The organism is Thiocapsa bogorovii (assembly GCF_021228795.1).
In the GTDB taxonomy this organism is placed as follows: domain Bacteria; phylum Pseudomonadota; class Gammaproteobacteria; order Chromatiales; family Chromatiaceae; genus Thiocapsa; species Thiocapsa bogorovii.
In genome coordinates this window covers 3,191,447-3,208,123 of sequence record NZ_CP089309.1, presented here as the reverse complement: position 1 = coordinate 3,208,123, position 16,677 = coordinate 3,191,447, and the positions used below count along the sequence as shown (strand labels likewise).

12 protein-coding genes are annotated in these 16,677 nt (G+C 59.0%); 6 read left to right on the top strand and 6 right to left on the bottom strand.

What is annotated here, in order from left to right; translation table 11 throughout:
- The 4 genes from LT988_RS14525 to LT988_RS14510 all read right to left on the bottom strand — a co-directional run bounded on the left by LT988_RS14525 (position 1) and on the right by LT988_RS14510 (position 4,152).
- Positions 1–864 carry a hypothetical protein gene (locus LT988_RS14525; RefSeq protein WP_232406277.1) on the bottom strand — a complete coding sequence of 288 codons (864 nt, stop codon included), beginning with the start codon at positions 862–864 and terminating at the stop codon, positions 1–3.
- 70 nt (positions 865–934) lie between these two features.
- A complete protein-coding gene (locus LT988_RS14520; RefSeq protein WP_232406276.1) occupies positions 935–2,179 on the bottom strand; it encodes a glycosyltransferase family 4 protein in 1,245 nt (414 codons plus the stop codon).
- Complete coding sequence (locus tag LT988_RS14515) at positions 2,161–3,216, bottom strand: glycosyltransferase family 2 protein (protein ID WP_232406275.1); 1,056 nt, start codon at positions 3,214–3,216, stop codon at positions 2,161–2,163. The genes LT988_RS14520 and LT988_RS14515 overlap by 19 nt, the downstream gene beginning before the upstream one ends.
- A 204-nt stretch (positions 3,217–3,420) precedes the next feature.
- Positions 3,421–4,152, bottom strand: a complete 732-nt coding sequence (locus LT988_RS14510) for a class I SAM-dependent methyltransferase (protein ID WP_232406274.1) — start codon at positions 4,150–4,152, stop codon at positions 3,421–3,423.
- Between the two features lie 699 nt (positions 4,153–4,851).
- Here LT988_RS14510 and LT988_RS14505 point away from each other — a divergent pair.
- From LT988_RS14505 to LT988_RS14485, 5 genes are all read left to right on the top strand, one after another.
- On the top strand, positions 4,852–6,030 hold the full coding sequence (locus tag LT988_RS14505; RefSeq protein WP_232406273.1) for a glycosyltransferase: 1,179 nt from the start codon (positions 4,852–4,854) through the stop codon (positions 6,028–6,030).
- Between the two features lie 638 nt (positions 6,031–6,668).
- On the top strand, positions 6,669–6,935 hold the full coding sequence (locus tag LT988_RS14500; RefSeq protein WP_232406272.1) for a hypothetical protein: 267 nt from the start codon (positions 6,669–6,671) through the stop codon (positions 6,933–6,935).
- A gap of 119 nt (positions 6,936–7,054) precedes the next feature.
- Positions 7,055–7,957 carry a DUF4214 domain-containing protein gene (locus LT988_RS14495; RefSeq protein ID WP_269752046.1) on the top strand — a complete coding sequence of 301 codons (903 nt, stop codon included), beginning with the start codon at positions 7,055–7,057 and terminating at the stop codon, positions 7,955–7,957.
- 436 nt (positions 7,958–8,393) lie between these two features.
- Positions 8,394–10,505, top strand: coding sequence for a hypothetical protein (locus tag LT988_RS14490; RefSeq protein WP_232406270.1), 2,112 nt, complete (start codon positions 8,394–8,396; stop codon positions 10,503–10,505).
- Between the two features lie 137 nt (positions 10,506–10,642).
- Positions 10,643–12,007 carry a glycosyltransferase family 4 protein gene (locus LT988_RS14485; protein WP_232406269.1) on the top strand — a complete coding sequence of 455 codons (1,365 nt, stop codon included), beginning with the start codon at positions 10,643–10,645 and terminating at the stop codon, positions 12,005–12,007.
- A 302-nt stretch (positions 12,008–12,309) separates the two neighbouring features.
- Here LT988_RS14485 and LT988_RS14480 read toward each other — a convergent pair whose 3' ends face one another.
- Both LT988_RS14480 and LT988_RS14475 read right to left on the bottom strand, forming a co-directional pair.
- Positions 12,310–13,251 carry a hypothetical protein gene (locus tag LT988_RS14480; protein ID WP_232406268.1) on the bottom strand — a complete coding sequence of 314 codons (942 nt, stop codon included), beginning with the start codon at positions 13,249–13,251 and terminating at the stop codon, positions 12,310–12,312.
- A gap of 92 nt (positions 13,252–13,343) precedes the next feature.
- Positions 13,344–14,888, bottom strand: a complete 1,545-nt coding sequence (locus tag LT988_RS14475; protein WP_232406267.1) for an FG-GAP repeat domain-containing protein — start codon at positions 14,886–14,888, stop codon at positions 13,344–13,346.
- Between the two features lie 808 nt (positions 14,889–15,696).
- Between LT988_RS14475 and LT988_RS14470 the strand changes: the two genes are divergently transcribed.
- Complete coding sequence (locus LT988_RS14470; protein ID WP_232406266.1) at positions 15,697–15,849, top strand: hypothetical protein; 153 nt, start codon at positions 15,697–15,699, stop codon at positions 15,847–15,849.
- The last annotated feature ends 828 nt before the right edge of the window (positions 15,850–16,677 follow it).

Here is a 16,677-nt window from a genome sequence, read left to right as displayed (position 1 = left end):
TCAGCCGCGAAGAATCCGCGAAATCCAACCCAGCAGACGCCCTTCAAGGCCGTAGAGCCGTCCCCGTCGCGCGAGAATCCGCATGCGCCGGACCTGCACGCGGGACGGACCGTGGCAGAAGTTGCTGAAATGCGCGATCCGGGCGCCGGGCCTAGGAAACCCCTCGTCCCAATGCTCGCAATGATTCCAGTCCCAGGACAGGGTCGCGCAGCGTCCGGGCCTGACGCGATGGCACCAGTATTGGATGTAGTCCTGATCCGCAATCATATGCTTGCCGACCCGGTGCAGGCTGTCGCGCCCGGCAATCGTCGTCGACGCCCAACCGGCCAGCGACTCGAATGCCGCTCGACGCCCCGCGACCACGCCAGAATTGAAAAAGCGGAAACCCTCCGGGTCGAGCACGGCGCCGGGATCCTCACCGAACCAAGCCAGTGTGTGGTTGCGGTAATGGTCGAAGAAATCCGCACACGTCATTCCCGAGCCGGTGACGGTCGGCTGCTCCACCATCGCGAGCTCCGCATCGCCCAGGGCGCGCGTCACGTCGGCCTCGCCAGTCGCGCGCAAAAATAGGGCGTCGGCGTCGAGGAGCACCAGAACGGGCGCCGGGGTTGCAGCCGACGCGAGCTGTATCGCCTCGAATTTCTTCAGGAATGGAGCTGCGCGGCAGTCGTCCCGAACCGCGGCAGACAGGTACCTGCGGATGACCCGATCACCAGCGTCCGGCAGCCCCTCGACATCCCGATCCGAAACGACACAGAGATCAAAGGGTGTCTTCGTCAAGACCGATGCGATGGACTCCCGCGCGCTGCGATAGTAGGCATCGCGGCCGAGCACGAGGCTCACGACACAGACGCGAGCGCTCATGCGAGACGAATCCCTAGGGGCGTCGGTTTAGGGGGCGAATCGCAGGGTTCTAGAATGCGGCTCGGGATCATCACGCAGGCTCCGGAATCGCGCTGGACAGGGTCCTCTGCATTAACTCCGCGAGGCGGCGATCGAAGGCATCGGCCGAGAACTCACGGCACACACGCCCGCGGCCCGCCATGCCCATCCGACGACCCAGCGAACGATCGCCGAGCAGGCGCAGCATCGCGGCGCCGACGGCGGCCTCTGTTCGATCGACGAGCAAGCCGGTCTCGCCGTGCGCAACGGCCTCCCGAGCACCACCTTGATCCAGAGCCACCACCGGCAAACCGCAAGCCGCGGCCTCGATGTAGACGATGCCGAAACCCTCTCCGGTCCAAGTTCCGTCAGAGCGCTTCTCAACGGCACTCGGCATCACGAAGACATCGGCCGCCCGATAGAGGTCCAAAAGTTCCGACGCGCTCACCCGCCCCCGGAAATGCGTGCGGTCCGCGAGGCCTCGTCGACGGGCCTCCAGCTCAAGCCGCGATCGATCGTCGCCGTCCCCGACGACCCAATAGTGAACCGGGCGACCGAGCCGCGCCTGCACGTCAGGCATGGAGGCTAACACCAAGTCATGCCCTTTATATCTGTCCCAGGCCGACAGCCGACTCACGGTCAAGAGAACCGCGACGTCGTCACGGCGTTCGGGCGATGGGCCGGGAACGAAGCGCGTGGTATCGACGTACGGCGGTAAGCAGAACACCCCGGGTTCCGCTCGGGTCAATCGACGCTCAACCGACTGTGCCGTAAACCGGCTGACCGCGGCGAGAACCGGAGAGGCCTGAATCCCGCGTGCGAAGGCGTGTGACCAATCCGCCCAGGCCTCGAGCCCGTGAAAGATGCCGACATAAGGCACCCCGACCCGTCGCGCGTACCGGCCGACCAGCGCTAGCGTATAGGGGTGGACCGCGATGACGACGTCGGGATGCCGACGCCTGCGCTTGAGATGGAAACCCAGGGCCCGTTGCCAGAAACGTGCAAAGAGGGACTCTGACATCCACTCCGGCATCAGTCCCTGCGTCGGGAGCCCCTCGCAGGCCCCTTGGTCCGGCGTGAGGACACTCACGGCCTCGACCTTCCAACCGAGACGCTGCAAGCCGTGACCCAGATCGACGGTATAGCCCTCAAGGCCGCCCCGTCGATCGATATGCAGGCCGACCAAGAGCGCCCCCGGAGGCGGAGCAGCGGTCCTCGAATCGGCATCCATCTCGGCCCCGGCCGAGCGCCCGGCTCGAGGCCGCGCGATCTGTCCCGTCACGAGCGATTCCGGCAAGCGAGGATCTCCTCCGTGATCGGGGGTTCGCTCCGCCCGCCATGGCGTCCGTCCGGATCCTTCAGGAAATCCAGGAAGGCAAGAATCAAAGGCCTCAACAGATGCCATCGCCCATTCAAAACCGCAGCGAGCGACTTGCCGCAAAGCCTCGCAAGCATCGCGATCGGCAGATAACCGGGCCAATGCTTTCTCGTGAGACGCAGGGCACTCAAGTTCTCGTGATAACTGCTTCGAACCGACTCGGTTCCGTTGCAGGCGGATCGCCCTCCTGTCGAATGGCCCTCGTGATGGAAGACAAGACTCTCAGGGCACCACTTCAATTGAGACGTCGGGTCCGGTAGCCGATGCGCCAGGTCCAGCTCCTCGAAGTAGAGAAAAAAGCGCTCGTCCAACAACCCGTAGGACCGGAAAAGCTCGGCACGGCAAAACATGGCACACCCCGACACGTAATCGAGCTTCGGGGACTTGGGGGGCCTCGACGCCGCACGCACAAGATCCACAGGCATGCCGCGGTAAGGATTTCGAACCATCGTCAGCGGCGCCAAGTAGCGGGCGCCCCCGGCATACTGAACCTTCTCACGTGCGGTAAAATCCAGCACTGTACTTCCGAAAATCATCGCCGACGCGTCCCGGTCGGCACAGTCGACCAAAGCATCGAGTGCCCCCGGAGCCACTTCGATGTCGTTGTTCAGGATCCAGATATACCGAAAGCCGCGGGACAGGGCCCGAAGGATGCCTGGGTTGTTACCGCCCGCGTAGCCGAGATTCCGGGGCGAATGGATCAGCAGCACGTCCCAATCGGACGGGGATCGGTCGTCACGGTCCGGCACGATGGCACGCGCCACCCAATCCCGGAACCGCGGAACCGAGTCATCATCCGATCCGTTGTCGCAGATGATCAGCGCGGTTACCCCGCCGAGAACCGACGGCAGCAGCGCATTGAGACAGACCAAGGTCTCATCGGGGCGATTCCAATTGAGGACGATGGTGCAGACGACGGGACAAGCATCCGGCCGGCGCTCGGAGTCGGCCGTCATGAACAAATTACTCTCAAGCGACCGCACCACGAGAGCCTCCTCTGCACCCCGGTCGTCATCCGCGCTCAAGCTCCCTTAACAATCCTGAGTGAACATCACGATAGGCCGCGCTGCCTGCCCTTCGCCCTGGGATGCCGCTCTTGCCGAGCCCCTCTTGAGACGCCCCGGCACCGCGACATCGATTCAGAGTAAAAGACGAAACGCCTAGCCCGGCTTGTCTGCTTTCGCAATGAAGACTCTCGTCAGCACGCCCGAGCCCGTACTATCCGTTTCGACGACACTCCAAAACAAGAGAAAGTTGCGAAGTACGCGCCAGAAAATCCGGCGCAGGCAGCTCCGCAGGTCGTGCACGAACGGCGGACACTCACGGGCCTCGAAGGATTCGAAGCCCGCCACGCTCAGAACATGAGATAGGCTCTGCGGTGAAAAAGCCAACTCATGAGTGAGGTCGCCGTAGCGAACCACACCGAACCAGGGAGATTCCGCGTTTGGCGTGTGTACGATCAGTCGCCCTCCGGGCCTGAGCGCCCGATACAAAGCATCGACAAACGCGAAAACATCCTTCTTGTCGAAATGCTCGATGATGTCCATCGCAGTAATAAAATCGAAGGAAAGCGGACGGCCTTCAAGATAATCCACCGCATCCGCCTGAACGACGTTCCCCGCAACCCGACGTGCAGTTTCAACCTGCCGCTCGCCGAGCTCAACACCGCGGATCCTGGAATAACCCGATCGCTTGAGGGCCAACATCAAGCTACCGTTTCCGCAGGCCACATCGAGGCATTCGGCATCCTTGTCGATCGGCAGCCAGCCCGCCATGCGATCGAGCCATTCCCTGACGACCAAATCGGCGATAGCGGGATCCGATTCGACATCGGGCCGTGGATGCAGATCGGAATAGACCGCGTAAAGGCGATCTCGGTAGAGTGGTTTCACAACGACAATCGCCCGTTAATCATCCTGCAATGACACTCGACGCGCACCGGGCGACCCCGGCGCGGCCTCCCCGGCAAGGAAGTCTCTCCGCTTGCAAGAAACCTGTTTCCGAACGAACAACTCCTCGGGGGCCATCAGCTCAACAGCGGCGCTAGTACCTCGTTCCACCTTATTTTGCGTGCTCAGCGAGGCGAGAAGCGTTCAGCGGCTAGGCACGCGAGTGAAGGAAGAGTAACCCTCTTTCAAGCTCGCGCAACAACGGCGCTGAAGGCTTCTCGCCTCGCCCTTCGGGAGCCCCCCCAAAGGCGCCAGGGCAGCGTTGCAGCCCTTGGAAATAGCACCCACTATTCCCCGCGGTCTGTGCCTTGCCCTGACGCCTTTGGGGGGGGCTCTGAGCATGCAAAATAGGGTGGAACGAGGTACTACGCTTGGCCCAGCCTCCGGTCGGGAGCATTCTCGAAGACCGCGCGACTGTCAACCAGAGGGAGAACCTAGACGGTGCCGAAAGCGCTGAGTACACCGCAACGGATCCAAGCGGGATCGACTTGGCCAAGGATAACTTTCCGCGAGCGTTCCGAGCCAAACCGCATCCCGGTAGGTCACTTGCCAACACAGCCCTCGGCACGACACCATGTGCCGGTCGCCACCTAAGGCTGTCATACCCGTCTGCCGATTTTGCGGAGTCTGATCCCGCAACGATTGCTCGGCGTCTCGACAGCCGCCGGTGGATCACTTCGGCATTTAGGATTATCAAGGAACGGCTCCGACACGCAGATGACGAGCAAGAAGCGACCACCGGCATCCTTATTACTGCTATATGATTCACTCGCAATCCGTGGCGGTGCCGAGCACGTCCTGATGACGCTCTATAGCGCGCTGGACGCTGATGTCTGCGTCGGCTTTGTCGGTCAAGAGGCGTACGGCGGCGCGGTCGACCCGGATCGATTGATCGACCTTCGAGCACACAGCTACTTTCGTGCGCTCGAGCTGATCTACCTTCTTGCGAGGTTTCAACGCATTGCCGGACTGGTCGCCAGATACCCCAATCGGATCTATTCGGGCTCTTACTCCGTGCTCGCTTCCTCACCCGATCACTTCGGTCGATCCATCTACTATTGTCACACCCCTCCACGGTTCCTTTACGATCTTGAACATTACTATCTGAGCAGCCTTTCGCCACTGCAAAGACCACTGCTGCTCGCACTCCAAGCTTGGTTCAAATCCAGGTATGAGGCATCCATCAGCAGAATGGATGTCGTCCTTGCAAACTCTCTCAACGTAAAACACCGACTGAAGCACTACCTCAACGTCGAATCCCAGGTCGTCTATCCGCCGGTCGAGATTGCGCGTTTTCGGTGGTTCGGGCAAGACGACTATTTTGTTTCCACGGCTCGACTGGAACCATTAAAGCGAGTCGCGCCGATTATCGAGGCCTTTACGCAGATGCCCGATCAGAAGCTGGTCGTAGCCTCGGGCGGAGGCCAGTCGAAGGCATTGCGTAGGCTCGCCGCAAACGCATCCAACATTCACTTCACCGGCTGGCTCGCCGATGACGAGCTCAGCCGTTTGATCGGGAGCTGCCGTGCGTCGATCTATCTCGCACAAGACGAAGATTTCGGCATATCGCCCGTGGAATCGATGGCCGCCGGAAAACCCGTCATCGGGGTCGCTGAAGGGGGATTGCTCGAGACCCTTGTACACGATGAGACCGGCCACCTCCTATCACCGAGTTTCACCGTCGACGATATCAAAATCGCTGTCCGGTCGATGACCGCGGCCAAAGCAAAAGCCTTGCGCGCAGCCTGCGAGAAGCGAGCGGCATTGTTCTCGAGGGAGGCGTTTCTGACCGCGATCGGTTCCACGATCTCGACGCGCTGAGGCCCAGGCATGACCACCAACCGACGTTCCGCCGGTTGGTTAGGGTGGAGGCGGCGAAGGCCCGCTTGTCTGCCGGGCTGGTTCAAAGTGAAGCAAGCGTGCACGTCGTCAACAAGCGGCGCGGTGTTGCGAGCGCGTGCATCGTGGCCGCACCCGCTGCCCGCTGCCCGGTCGTCGCAATTCGATACGGCCGGGCTGCTCCACTTCGTCGGTGGGCATCCCATGCATGTCGACGCAGATGCCGGTCGATTCGTCGGTGAAACGCGGACACGCGCGCATTTCTGATGAGTCGCTATTTCGACGCGTCGGCTTGGGAAGGGTTCTTCAACAACTCGCATCTCTATCGTGATCCGATGCGCTCATTGTTGACTGAGAACTTCGCGACTGTCGACGAGTGAAAGCCCGAGGATCTCACATTCGCTGAGTATAGTTACGTCGAATTTGTTCACATATTCGAAGGAGCCTCTCCGCGGGCTTTGGACACTGGCCGGAATGCGCGATTAAACCGTGCGAGCAACGGTGCGCTCAGACGACGGCGCAGTCGACACCTGAATTCGGTCCGATCGCGAGCCACTTTTCCATCGGGGAGCCAACAAACGAGCGCCCTCGTGGACCGGGGCGAGTGGAGCTTTGGGGCCATGACTGACATCGACGACAATGACCTGTTCTTCATCGACGGCACGAGCGGCTTCAACTCGAAGACGTGTTTGTTGTGGGGGATCAATCACCAAACAGCCATTGCACGTCCGCCGCTCGGCGGCAAGCAGGTTGCATTGTGTGTTAATCCCAACCGGGGCCGGTGTCGTTCCCAGTCGGCCCAGCTCAAGCCACCCGCGCATTGCTCACCCGACCCCACTGCCATTGCGTGGCCTTTTCCCTTGAATGGAGGTAGACTGAGGCCTTGAATTTCGTAGCCCTGAGTGCTGACAACCTACCTCCTCACCCCCTCCAGACGGCTGCACGCGCTATTTTCAAGATCTTGGCAACAAATTTCTTACGGTGGCGATGGCCACGGGAACGCTTTGTGAGGTCATGCTACGAGTCAATGCTCGGACGTCGGCCTAACCCTCCCGAACTCAAGCATCACGTTGATGCGATGATGGCTGGAGCATCGGAACGTGACGTCCTCGATGCTTTTCTTCGCTCGGACGAGTTTTCAGTCCGGCAGTGCAGACTAAAGCAAAACGCGGAGGGGAAGACGGAAATCGCCTCGTATTTTGTACACATCCCTAAAACCGCCGGCATGAGCGTCAAACGTTGGATTGCCCGCGGCGCCGAAGCGACCGGAGGCCGGCTGTTCCCGGGGGCGTTCATGGAAGACCTCTTCAACTTCGAGGACGCTCGCAGCTACAGCCATTTCGCAGGCCATTTCGGTGGTTTCCTCGCGCCCTATTTGCGCCGGCCTATACGGAGCGCAACCCTACTCCGAGATCCTGTCCAGCGCGTGATTTCGCACCATGCGCACGGAGCTCGAGATCCCAATCTGCCGCTTCACGCAATCATCAAAGGCCGCTCGCTCGAGCACGTCATAAACGATTCGTCGGCGCGTGGCTACCTCGAAAACTTCCAAGCCAAGTTTCTCGCGGCACTCGACTTCGGGCGCTACTTGCTCCCGCACGAGATTCACGATATCTCCTGGCCGAAAAATGATCATGACCTTCTACACGCCGCCGAACAAAACCTTGAGGCGATCGATGTGATCGGCGTTCTCGAAGACGTCGACACGTTCCTGGATCGACTCGCTGTTGCATGGAAATTGCCCCGAATTGATGATCTTGGTGTGGAAAACAGCGGCTACAATAGGCCCTTGCGAGAACTTGCGCCTGAAGTTGCCGATCGTCTTCGTGAAATGAACGCCATCGACTATATTCTCTACGATCGCGCTCGATCTCTGCCGGGTAGGGCACTGGCGCGGAAGTCTTCATAGCATTTTCTATCGGTCCTTATGAAAATCGACTCGCCTCACAACCCGACTGATAGGGCAGACGCTCGATCGCCGACTCAGGTAGCGGCGCATGGGTTGAACCCGCGAGAGACTCGGCCGCAGTGGTCCGATCTGCGCTGCATTGGAGCGCCCGAGTCGATGGTCGTTGAGCAACACTTGTCCGCGCAGGATCAGGCGGCACTCATCGTTCCGATTAAGGCAGACGTTACCCGCGCTTCTGTCCTCGATGGTCGGGCAGCCGCAACACGCCCTCGGACCTGTCGGAGGAGACCGGAATCGGTTTTGGTCGGGCTTGAGTGTGCGCGATGCCGCGCGCATCCTAACCTAACAATAGCCAGGGCCCTGAACGGCATGTGGGAGCGGGCACCGCTTTGGAGTGATTATGCCTAGCAAAACACCTACGCTAGTCGACACAGCTATGATTCCAAAAATTCAACGATGTATTTTACACATCGGCACAGAAAAGACCGGAACGAGCAGCATCCAACATTTCCTATCGATGAATCGATCCGCCCTAGCGGAGCAGGGCGTGATCTATCCAAGCTTCACAGGTACGCAGGGTGGAAGCCAATGGGGCTTCGTCGCTGCCGTTGCAGAACGACCATGGAAATCCGGCATCGGCGCGAAACTCGATATCTACAACAGCACTGATGCCCGCAACTACCGCGAACGCCTCATCGAGGCCATCGACGAGGAGCTGACTCGTTGCCATGAAGCGCACACATTATTGGTGTCGAGCGAACACTTCCACAGTCGACTTAGGTCCCAAGCGCTGATCCATGACTTGAAAGACCTGCTCGGCCGCTGGACACATGACTTTCGCGTCATCGTCTACTTCCGACGACAGGACCGGGTCGCGGTCGGCCACTACTCGACAAAGCTGAAGTCCGGTGACCCTGACCCGACAGTGTTCCCGCACGATGACATGACAACGCTACCCTACTATTACGACTACGGGCGGATATACGAAAATTGGGCCGAAGTCTTCGGTACAAAGGCCATGGCACCGGGGCTGTTCGAGCGTGAAGAGCTTGAACAGGGGGACCTGATCAGTGATTTCTGTGCCAAGGCTGGGCTGAGTATAGAAGGCAAGGAACGTCCCGGCAGAATCAACTCGTCTTTGAGTGACCGCGGCGTTCAACTTTTTCGTGAGCTCAACAGGCAATGGCCACAGCCGGAGACGAGTCCCCGCAACCCAGCCCGCGAGAGACTGGTCGCGTTGATCAGCAAGCAACATCGCGGAAAAATCTATCCAGCCTCTCGCCAAGAGGCTCTCGACTTCTTCGGTCGTTTTCGCGACAGCAACGAGAAGCTCGCGAAACTGGCGTTTCCAGACCGCCGGCGCCCCCTGTTCCCGGACGACTTTTCTGATTATCCCGCCAGGGTCAACACGCGTCATGAAAAGATGGCAAGCACCGTCCGGGACATGATCAATGAATGGACAACTGTCGACAATCGGCCAAAAGCCGGCGAGACGCCTCCAGGCGTGACCGCATCGTCAGCCGGAAAGATTCACGGCACCCTAAGCGCGCGCGCCTCGCGGCTGTTTTCGGTCCGATTTAGGAAAACAAAAGACCTGCCGCCGCTGTTTCTGCATGTCGGCCTTCCCAAGACCGCAACGACGACGCTACAAAACACGCTCTTCACCCACCATTCGGGGATCTATTATCTTGGGAAAAGCGGAAGCTACGATCAGTCCCGCGGGTGCCGTTCCACGCAAATCTACGAGGCACTCCGTCCACTCCTTTGGGATGACCTTAGCGGTGAGCTCAGTCCAGGACAGATACGAGCTAAACTGCTCGACGGTCTCGCGGATGTCGGTGACAGAAGACTCGTTGGCTCCTGGGAGGGCCTTGGCCAACAGCGGCGAGCGCGCTTCGAACGCGTTCTCGTGAACACCGAAGCGGCTTTCGGGGGTCTTCGCATCATCTTCACGCTGCGCAATACGCTGACCCGGCTCCCCTCAGCTTATCTTCAGGCGCTTAAAGGCTGTGCCCACAAAGGTAAACATTATTCCATGCCAAAGGGCGCAAGCTTCCTGTCGTTCGAGGACTGGCTGCATGGCAAACAGTCCAAGGACGGGCATGATTACCGCTTCGACTTCGGCGAAAATCTCAAGTTGGCCGTGAAGCATCTTGGCGTCGACCGGACCGGCGTCTTTCTACTCGAAGACCTGCAGGAAGATTCGAAAGGTTTTTTCCAAAACATCGCAGGCTTTCTAGGTATCGACATCGAGGAGGCCCGCGCGCAGGAGCAACAGTACTTCAACACCGCATTAACGGTCGAGCAGGTTGCACTGCTGGAAAGCGTCCAAGCATCCTCGGACGACCTTGCGCGGTGGTGGGCACTGCCCCGAAAGGAGCGCAAAAATCAACTCGATGCCTTAAGGTCGGAAGGGAGCGGTGAGAAGTACCAAGTGCACCTGAACGCCGACCAGAAAGCCTACATCGCCAAACGTAGTCGTGCGGTGAACCGCTGGATTGCAGACACCTTTAAAATCGACCTCGAGCGGCACGGTTATCCGTTGTGATCGGTCGTAGGTCTACACCCCGGCGACTTTTTGTTGAGTGTACGCACACCTATCTTGCTGGAGGAACTAGCGGCATACGGCGGGTTGCGCGAAGCTTGGCGAATCAGCGCAGGGCAGCGTCGAACAGAGAGGTGACGATGGCTCCCCTGGTGTGGGGAGGTATCGGATTCTTTAGCCCGAGACGTCCACTTACCGATGCCAGGCATCCGCTGGTGCGAATCCTGGAGTTTCGGCACCAATTCTTGCGCGCCGTCAACATTCTCGTGGCATTCTTCGCCTGCCTTCTCGGTCGGTGCATCACAGCCGTGCGTTGGGTCTTGGCGCATGCCGAGAAACTGCCTATCCCGTTAGGCATCCATTCCTCGACACGGGTGCTGCTGAGACGTTTGAGCTACTTGCGGGATTCCCTTGGACGTGCGCTCTCCGGACTTTGGTATCGCCTTCACGGCAATTTGAGGCGGAAAGACAACCCGGATTTCTTCTACCGGGCATTCGGTTTATTGACACTACCGATCGGCGTCCTGTTGGCGACCCGAGTCCGTTTCCGGCCCGGCGATGTGGTCGTCCTTGTCGACTCGACCTGGGACTCCAGCGCCATGCTGTCCGCTCTTTTTTCTGCGCAGCAACGGAGCGGTCTCCACCTCGGCGTCATGATTCATGATCTCTTTCCATTGACCATTCCGGAGGTCTGTCAGCAACAAACCATCGATGGCTATGTCGCCTGGTTCCGCACCATTGCTGAGCGGGCCGACTTTTTCATCACCAACTCCGAGGCCACAAGGCAAACGCTGGATTGCTACCTTCGCGAACATCCACCCCTGCGAGGTCATCCCTGGCGCAGCGCCAGCTTCCGGCTAGGCTCGGATCTCGGTCGGTCCAGGCTGCAACGCGCGACGACACCAAGCCGGGTCGTCCAGGCTCTTCCTGGGTTCGTGGTGCTCGCCGTCGGCACCATCGAGCCACGCAAGAACTATCCGCTGCTCCTCGATGCCATGGATAGAGTATGGGACAAAGGAAGCTTCTCGCTCCTTATCGTAGGCAAACCAGGCTGGGAAAACCTGGGCTTCATGGAGCGCCTTGCCGAGCACCCGCTCCAGGGAAGTCGCCTGCTTCACCTCGAGAATGCCGATGATGACGAATTGCTGGATGCGTTTCGTCGCGCAGACTGTCTGGTCTGCCCTTCCCGGGCAGAAGGGTTTGGCTTACCGATCGTCGAGGGCCTGGTTCATGGCCTGCCGATCCTTGCAAGCGATATCGCCGTATTTAGAGAGATCGGCGGCAATGCGTGCAAGTACTTCCCCTTGGATGATCCCGGGGCGCTTGCCGAACAGATCATCGCCGTCGCTCAAGAGTTTCCGAATCAGATCGACAATCGAGTGGACATCAATGATTTGTGCCCATCATGGTCAGAAAGTGCTCGTCAGTTCCGCGATGTCGCTCTCGGGCTCGCTGCTGAAACAACAGATCTTATTCGGCCCCGCGCAACGAGCCGTCTGCCATAAGCAGAACAAGCCGCCTCTCTTCCGCCGCGTTGTCGCAGGAGCGAGTCCGGCTGTCAACGGGCCGGTTGGAAAGCGTGTCGCGTACAGCGAGGCAGCAATGTCAATTTATACGCCTTTAAAGGCACCTCTCTCCGCACGCAGACCCGCTAGATCGACAAGAGGTGGCAATAACGCCCGCAGGTAACGGCCGAGGCCGCTGGGATCCGAGGTCATTAGGCTGACCTCCACGGCGATGAAAACGGGCGTTCCCGACTCAATCAACCTATGTGAACCCCACGCCGATACGGTGACACCTGGGATATTCAGTCATCATCACAGTCATCATTTGTCGCCGCGATCGGCCCTCGGCCTAAGGCATCGACAAAGGCTGCTTGCTCGCCTCGGCTTAACGGACCCCAGCTGGCGAGCAAGGATTCGTCGAGTTGTTGCACCCGAATGAGTGTCTGAACGGCATCGCCAAGAGTGTTGCCAAGCGCCGAAATTAGAAAGGAGAGAAACAAGAGACCGGCAAGATCCAAGCGGATCCCGACACCTAGGCGAGATAGCAGCAGCATTGACAGGATCGTGATCGGCATCAACGCAAAGAGAACCTGCCGAGCATTGACCAAGCGCACCCGATGGCGGACCAAGTCTTCGAGGTTTCGGGCTCCAGGTTCCAAGTCCGCTTTCGCCTCGGCTTCCTCGCCCCAGATCGCGCCATAAAAGACGATCATCAGCACGCAGAGAACGACCATAACGACGGGCAGAACGCGCGGCTCCAGCATCAACAGCAGCGACAGCAATGCGATGGCCTTGAGCAGATCCAGCCCAAGCAGCGCCAACCATCGCAAGGCCATTGCCCGAGCCCTGGCAGCTCTTTCCAGGCGGCGAGGCCTTATGGTCTTCCCCGCGCCGACGGCAAAGACTCTGCGGTATCGTTGCCAGAACTCGTTATACGCAAAGCTCCAGATTCGGTACTCGAGTCGCTTACTCATCGCCAACAAAACCGCTGAGAGGACGACGAGCCCGAACGGCACCCACCAAGACAACGAAAATCGAAACGTAACAGACACCAAACTCAGCTCGTAATCAATCAGAGGTGTCACCGCCGCATTGGTGTTGCGGAGAATGGGGAGAAAAAGATAAAGCGAAACAATCAATGCAAGCGCCGAGATAGCATATCCGAAATAGAAAGCGAGTACGGCTCTCCAATCCGCCGGCAGCACCTCGGCGAGCAGTCTAGGAAAATCCCTGACCCTGGTCATGACGGTTGACTCACTTCGTGTCGGTCCAAGTCGTGAATCGGCCCCAAGGAGAACCCTGCGGCCTCAGAGTTTGAATGTCGAAACTGATAGCTTCACCATTCCAGCAACAAATTGTCTCCGGGTTTGGCGAAGTTGCCCTGCGCGAGAATCAGCGAATGCTGGTTCCATTCTTCGACGATTCCACCACATCCGGGAAAGGCGTGCTCCAACCGCAGAGGAGTGTAGCTCGAAGAAACACTTTCCCCAAGAAAGAGCAGGTCTTGCGCTTTATCGATGGGCGGAACGAAGACCTTAGGTGGTTGAGGACCGCGACCCCACCAATCCCGCGGGTTAAAGCGGGGGCCGCAATAGGTGCCTTTTGATTGATCATTCTGAACCACGTAGACATCAAGAAGGCCGTCGCGGTTTACGTCCAAGACCGCCAAATCCACAGCATCAAATTTGGGGCGATACTCGAACACAGGATTATCGAAATCAAAGAGATAAGGCAAGTCCGGATTGCCGGCGTATATGCGTAGATACGGCTCTGCTCGCTTTGAATGGGTTGACCCGACCACAATGAGATCCGCGACGCCATCATTGGTTACATCGGCTACTCGGGCGTTATTCCATTTCGTGGTCGTTTTTCTCATGTCCCCGAGATTGATGGCGCGCCAACGCATGTCCCCTGACTGAATAAAAAATCGGGCTGATCCGTTCTCATCCCCGACAACGAGATCAGCGATCCCGTCATGACTGATGTCCGCCGCCAAGGCAAAGCTCACCTTATATTCGAGCACCCAGGGTCCGAGAGAATCGACCTCGTGGAAATAAGGAGCAGGGGTCCCATCTTTGCTTTCCCGGTCCAGCCGAAAAAGGCGATGCGCATTTGTCTTCCCGTCGGCGCGAGGCGCTCCACGGTTGGCAATGAACAGCAGTTTTCCGCCATCCGCGGCATCCAGCGGGACGACGAAACGTGTTCTCATGCTTGGGTATTTATGCAATCCATGGCCTTCCAAGATTTTGCTCAGGCCGCCGTCTGCTTTGGTAACATACACCTCATTGAAGCCTAGCCCCTCTCCTTTATTGGCTCCAACAACGCAAACGAGATCCGGAAAAGCGTCGTCATTAATGTCGAGGGAGGCGCAGTCATGCCGATCAATATTATCCGGACCGTCGATAGCATTAAGCGAATCGGTTGTGTCCAACACTGCGATGCCAGGCTGCGTCCAACTGCCGTCCGACTGCTGACACCAGGGTGTCTCCGGCGTGTTGTCATGACCTACCAACCAGTAGGTTGGCTTGCCATCACACCAAGGCGATCCCTCCGGCATCGACACGGAACCGATAACCCTTCTGGCGGGAGCCGACTCCACAACGGTGACCCATGGCTGCAACGCGGCCGGCGCCAGCGGTTCGAGTTCTGATGGCTCACCCACAACATCGGGCGAGGAATTCTTACCGGCGAGCGGGACTGGCACCTCGGCGCCAACCTCAGAGTCTGCGCGCGCAATCCGCACATCGGATGTCATTGGTATGGCAATCACAAGGGAAGTGACGATGATCGATACCATCACCCCTGAGGACTGCCTACCCATGACTCGCGGGCCGTTCACGTCATTACTATTTCTTACCACAGGTGGTGGAATCGAAGTCATTCGACGGTTCTCCGTTTACGCCAATACCCGATGCGCCTGCTGCGGGCCGACGGCGACTCTAGACCAGTTGGAGGCCTAAAGCCAATCCAAGCGTTGTCGTCGCGCGGAACAACTCGGGGTCGTGAGGGAGGCGCGGTATCGAGGCATGACTCACCACACGGCGGACACCGACGCGGCACCCAACTCCGCGAAACCCTGAAGCGAGCCAAGACCGATGCCGGGGCCGGCACGAGCGAGATCGAACCTGGTGGCTGACCCGAGGGCATCGAGGCACGACGCAATCTGCTGGAACTGCAGCGATTAGCCGCGAACCCAACCCAACGCGACTCGCTGAAGGCATGCTCGAAGAGTCAAGCGAAAAGGTTTGGCTGAGAGGCCAGCGCGACTCAGCTGCCGGGGCTCTAAGAAGAAACACTAAGGCGATTTCCGAGAATCGGCATCCCGACTGCGCATGCCCAGACGGCATCCAGCCCCTAAGGTCGCAAGTCTCGAGCAACCCCCGGCGCACTTTTTCGTTGTCGTCGTCGTCGTTATCGTTATCGGATTCCGGACGACCACGACCACGACCACGACAACGGCGACGACAGCGAGCAGAGCCTTCGAACGCTTTTCTTGGTTCCGCTCTGCCGGTAGATCTTTTCCCGGAAATCACCTAACAACTCCGAAGTGTCGCGGTGATCGGCCGTGAGGGCGAGGTGACAAGAAGAGGATGCCTGATGGATTCGAACCCATTGATCACGATTGCGGTACCATCCTTTGAAGAGGTCGATTCCTGGACGACGCACTGCGTTCGATCTTCGAGCAAGATATGCCTGTCGAACTGTTTGTCATGGCCGGTGGTTTGGATGACGAAACCCCGATCGTGACCGAACGCTGGCGGCATCAGCCCTCCGGATGGCGCAGTGCGCCCGATGACGGCGAAGCCGGGGCCATCAGCGAGGGGACCGGCAGCGGCATCTAGACCTCGATCGAGGCGCAAAGCATAGCAGCAATTCCTCGGCGCACGGTTTATCGGATTGCAGACCGCGAGCACGGAGCAATAGGTATGAAAGAGTTCCATTTTCCGAGGCAGAGCGGGCAGGACCGAATTGCGGAAAGAGCGCTCCCTACCGGCATCCCAGCGCGGCTGGCGTTGGCTTTTCTACTGGGAGCGATGCTCGTCGCGTTCGGTTTCTGGCTTTCCCAGCAGCTGCTCCTTGCCCCGAGAACGCCGGCGCGAATCCTATCGAGTAGCGACCTGGATCTGGTTCGCGGCCAAGGCGAACAGACCGCGGAGGGTTGGAAGATCATCAACCTCGGTACAGACGATACCGCGGCTGTCCTGAGCCGATCGGATGGCTTTCCTTCGAGTCGCTACGGAGTCCTCTCATGGAACGTCGCGGGCCTCGCAAGCGCGCAGGAGGCCACTGTATTTTGGTCTACGCGCGACAATCCCCGTGCGGGAAAGACGCGGGTGCTGACTCCTGCGGAGCTTGATCAAGCGCGCGTTCGACTCGACACGGAGCCGCGGTGGCAAGGCGAAATCGTCGGGCTCGGGCTGATGCTTCGAGGGCCGATCGCGGAAACCGTGACGGTGCGTGAGCTGAGACTAGAATCTAGGCTACCATCCTTTTCGGATTCGCTCTCGAAACTCGCAGCACCCTGGACTTTTTTCGAACCCTGGAGCGGGAAGTCGATCAATTTCTACCGCGCACGCTCGGCGGGCTCGACAATATCTCCTGTCGCGACGATAGCGCTCTGGATTGGTCTTAGTTTGCTATGTTACGGAATCCTGTTTCGACGGACCTCT

Bases quoted from the DNA above. Each gene is read 5' to 3' on its own strand.
- LT988_RS14525 (WP_232406277.1), bottom strand. From the start codon at position 864: ATGAGCGCTCGCGTCTGTGTCGTGAGCCTCGTGCTCGGCCGCGATGCC.
- LT988_RS14515 (WP_232406275.1), bottom strand. From the start codon at position 3,216: ATGACGGCCGACTCCGAGCGCCGGCCGGATGCTTGTCCCGTCGTCTGC.
- LT988_RS14500 (WP_232406272.1), top strand. From the start codon at position 6,669: ATGACTGACATCGACGACAATGACCTGTTCTTCATCGACGGCACGAGC.
- LT988_RS14490 (WP_232406270.1), top strand. From the start codon at position 8,394: ATGATTCCAAAAATTCAACGATGTATTTTACACATCGGCACAGAAAAG.
- LT988_RS14485 (WP_232406269.1), top strand. From the start codon at position 10,643: ATGGCTCCCCTGGTGTGGGGAGGTATCGGATTCTTTAGCCCGAGACGT.
- LT988_RS14480 (WP_232406268.1), bottom strand. From the start codon at position 13,251: ATGACCAGGGTCAGGGATTTTCCTAGACTGCTCGCCGAGGTGCTGCCG.
- LT988_RS14475 (WP_232406267.1), bottom strand. From the start codon at position 14,888: ATGACTTCGATTCCACCACCTGTGGTAAGAAATAGTAATGACGTGAAC.
- LT988_RS14470 (WP_232406266.1), top strand. From the start codon at position 15,697: ATGCCTGTCGAACTGTTTGTCATGGCCGGTGGTTTGGATGACGAAACC.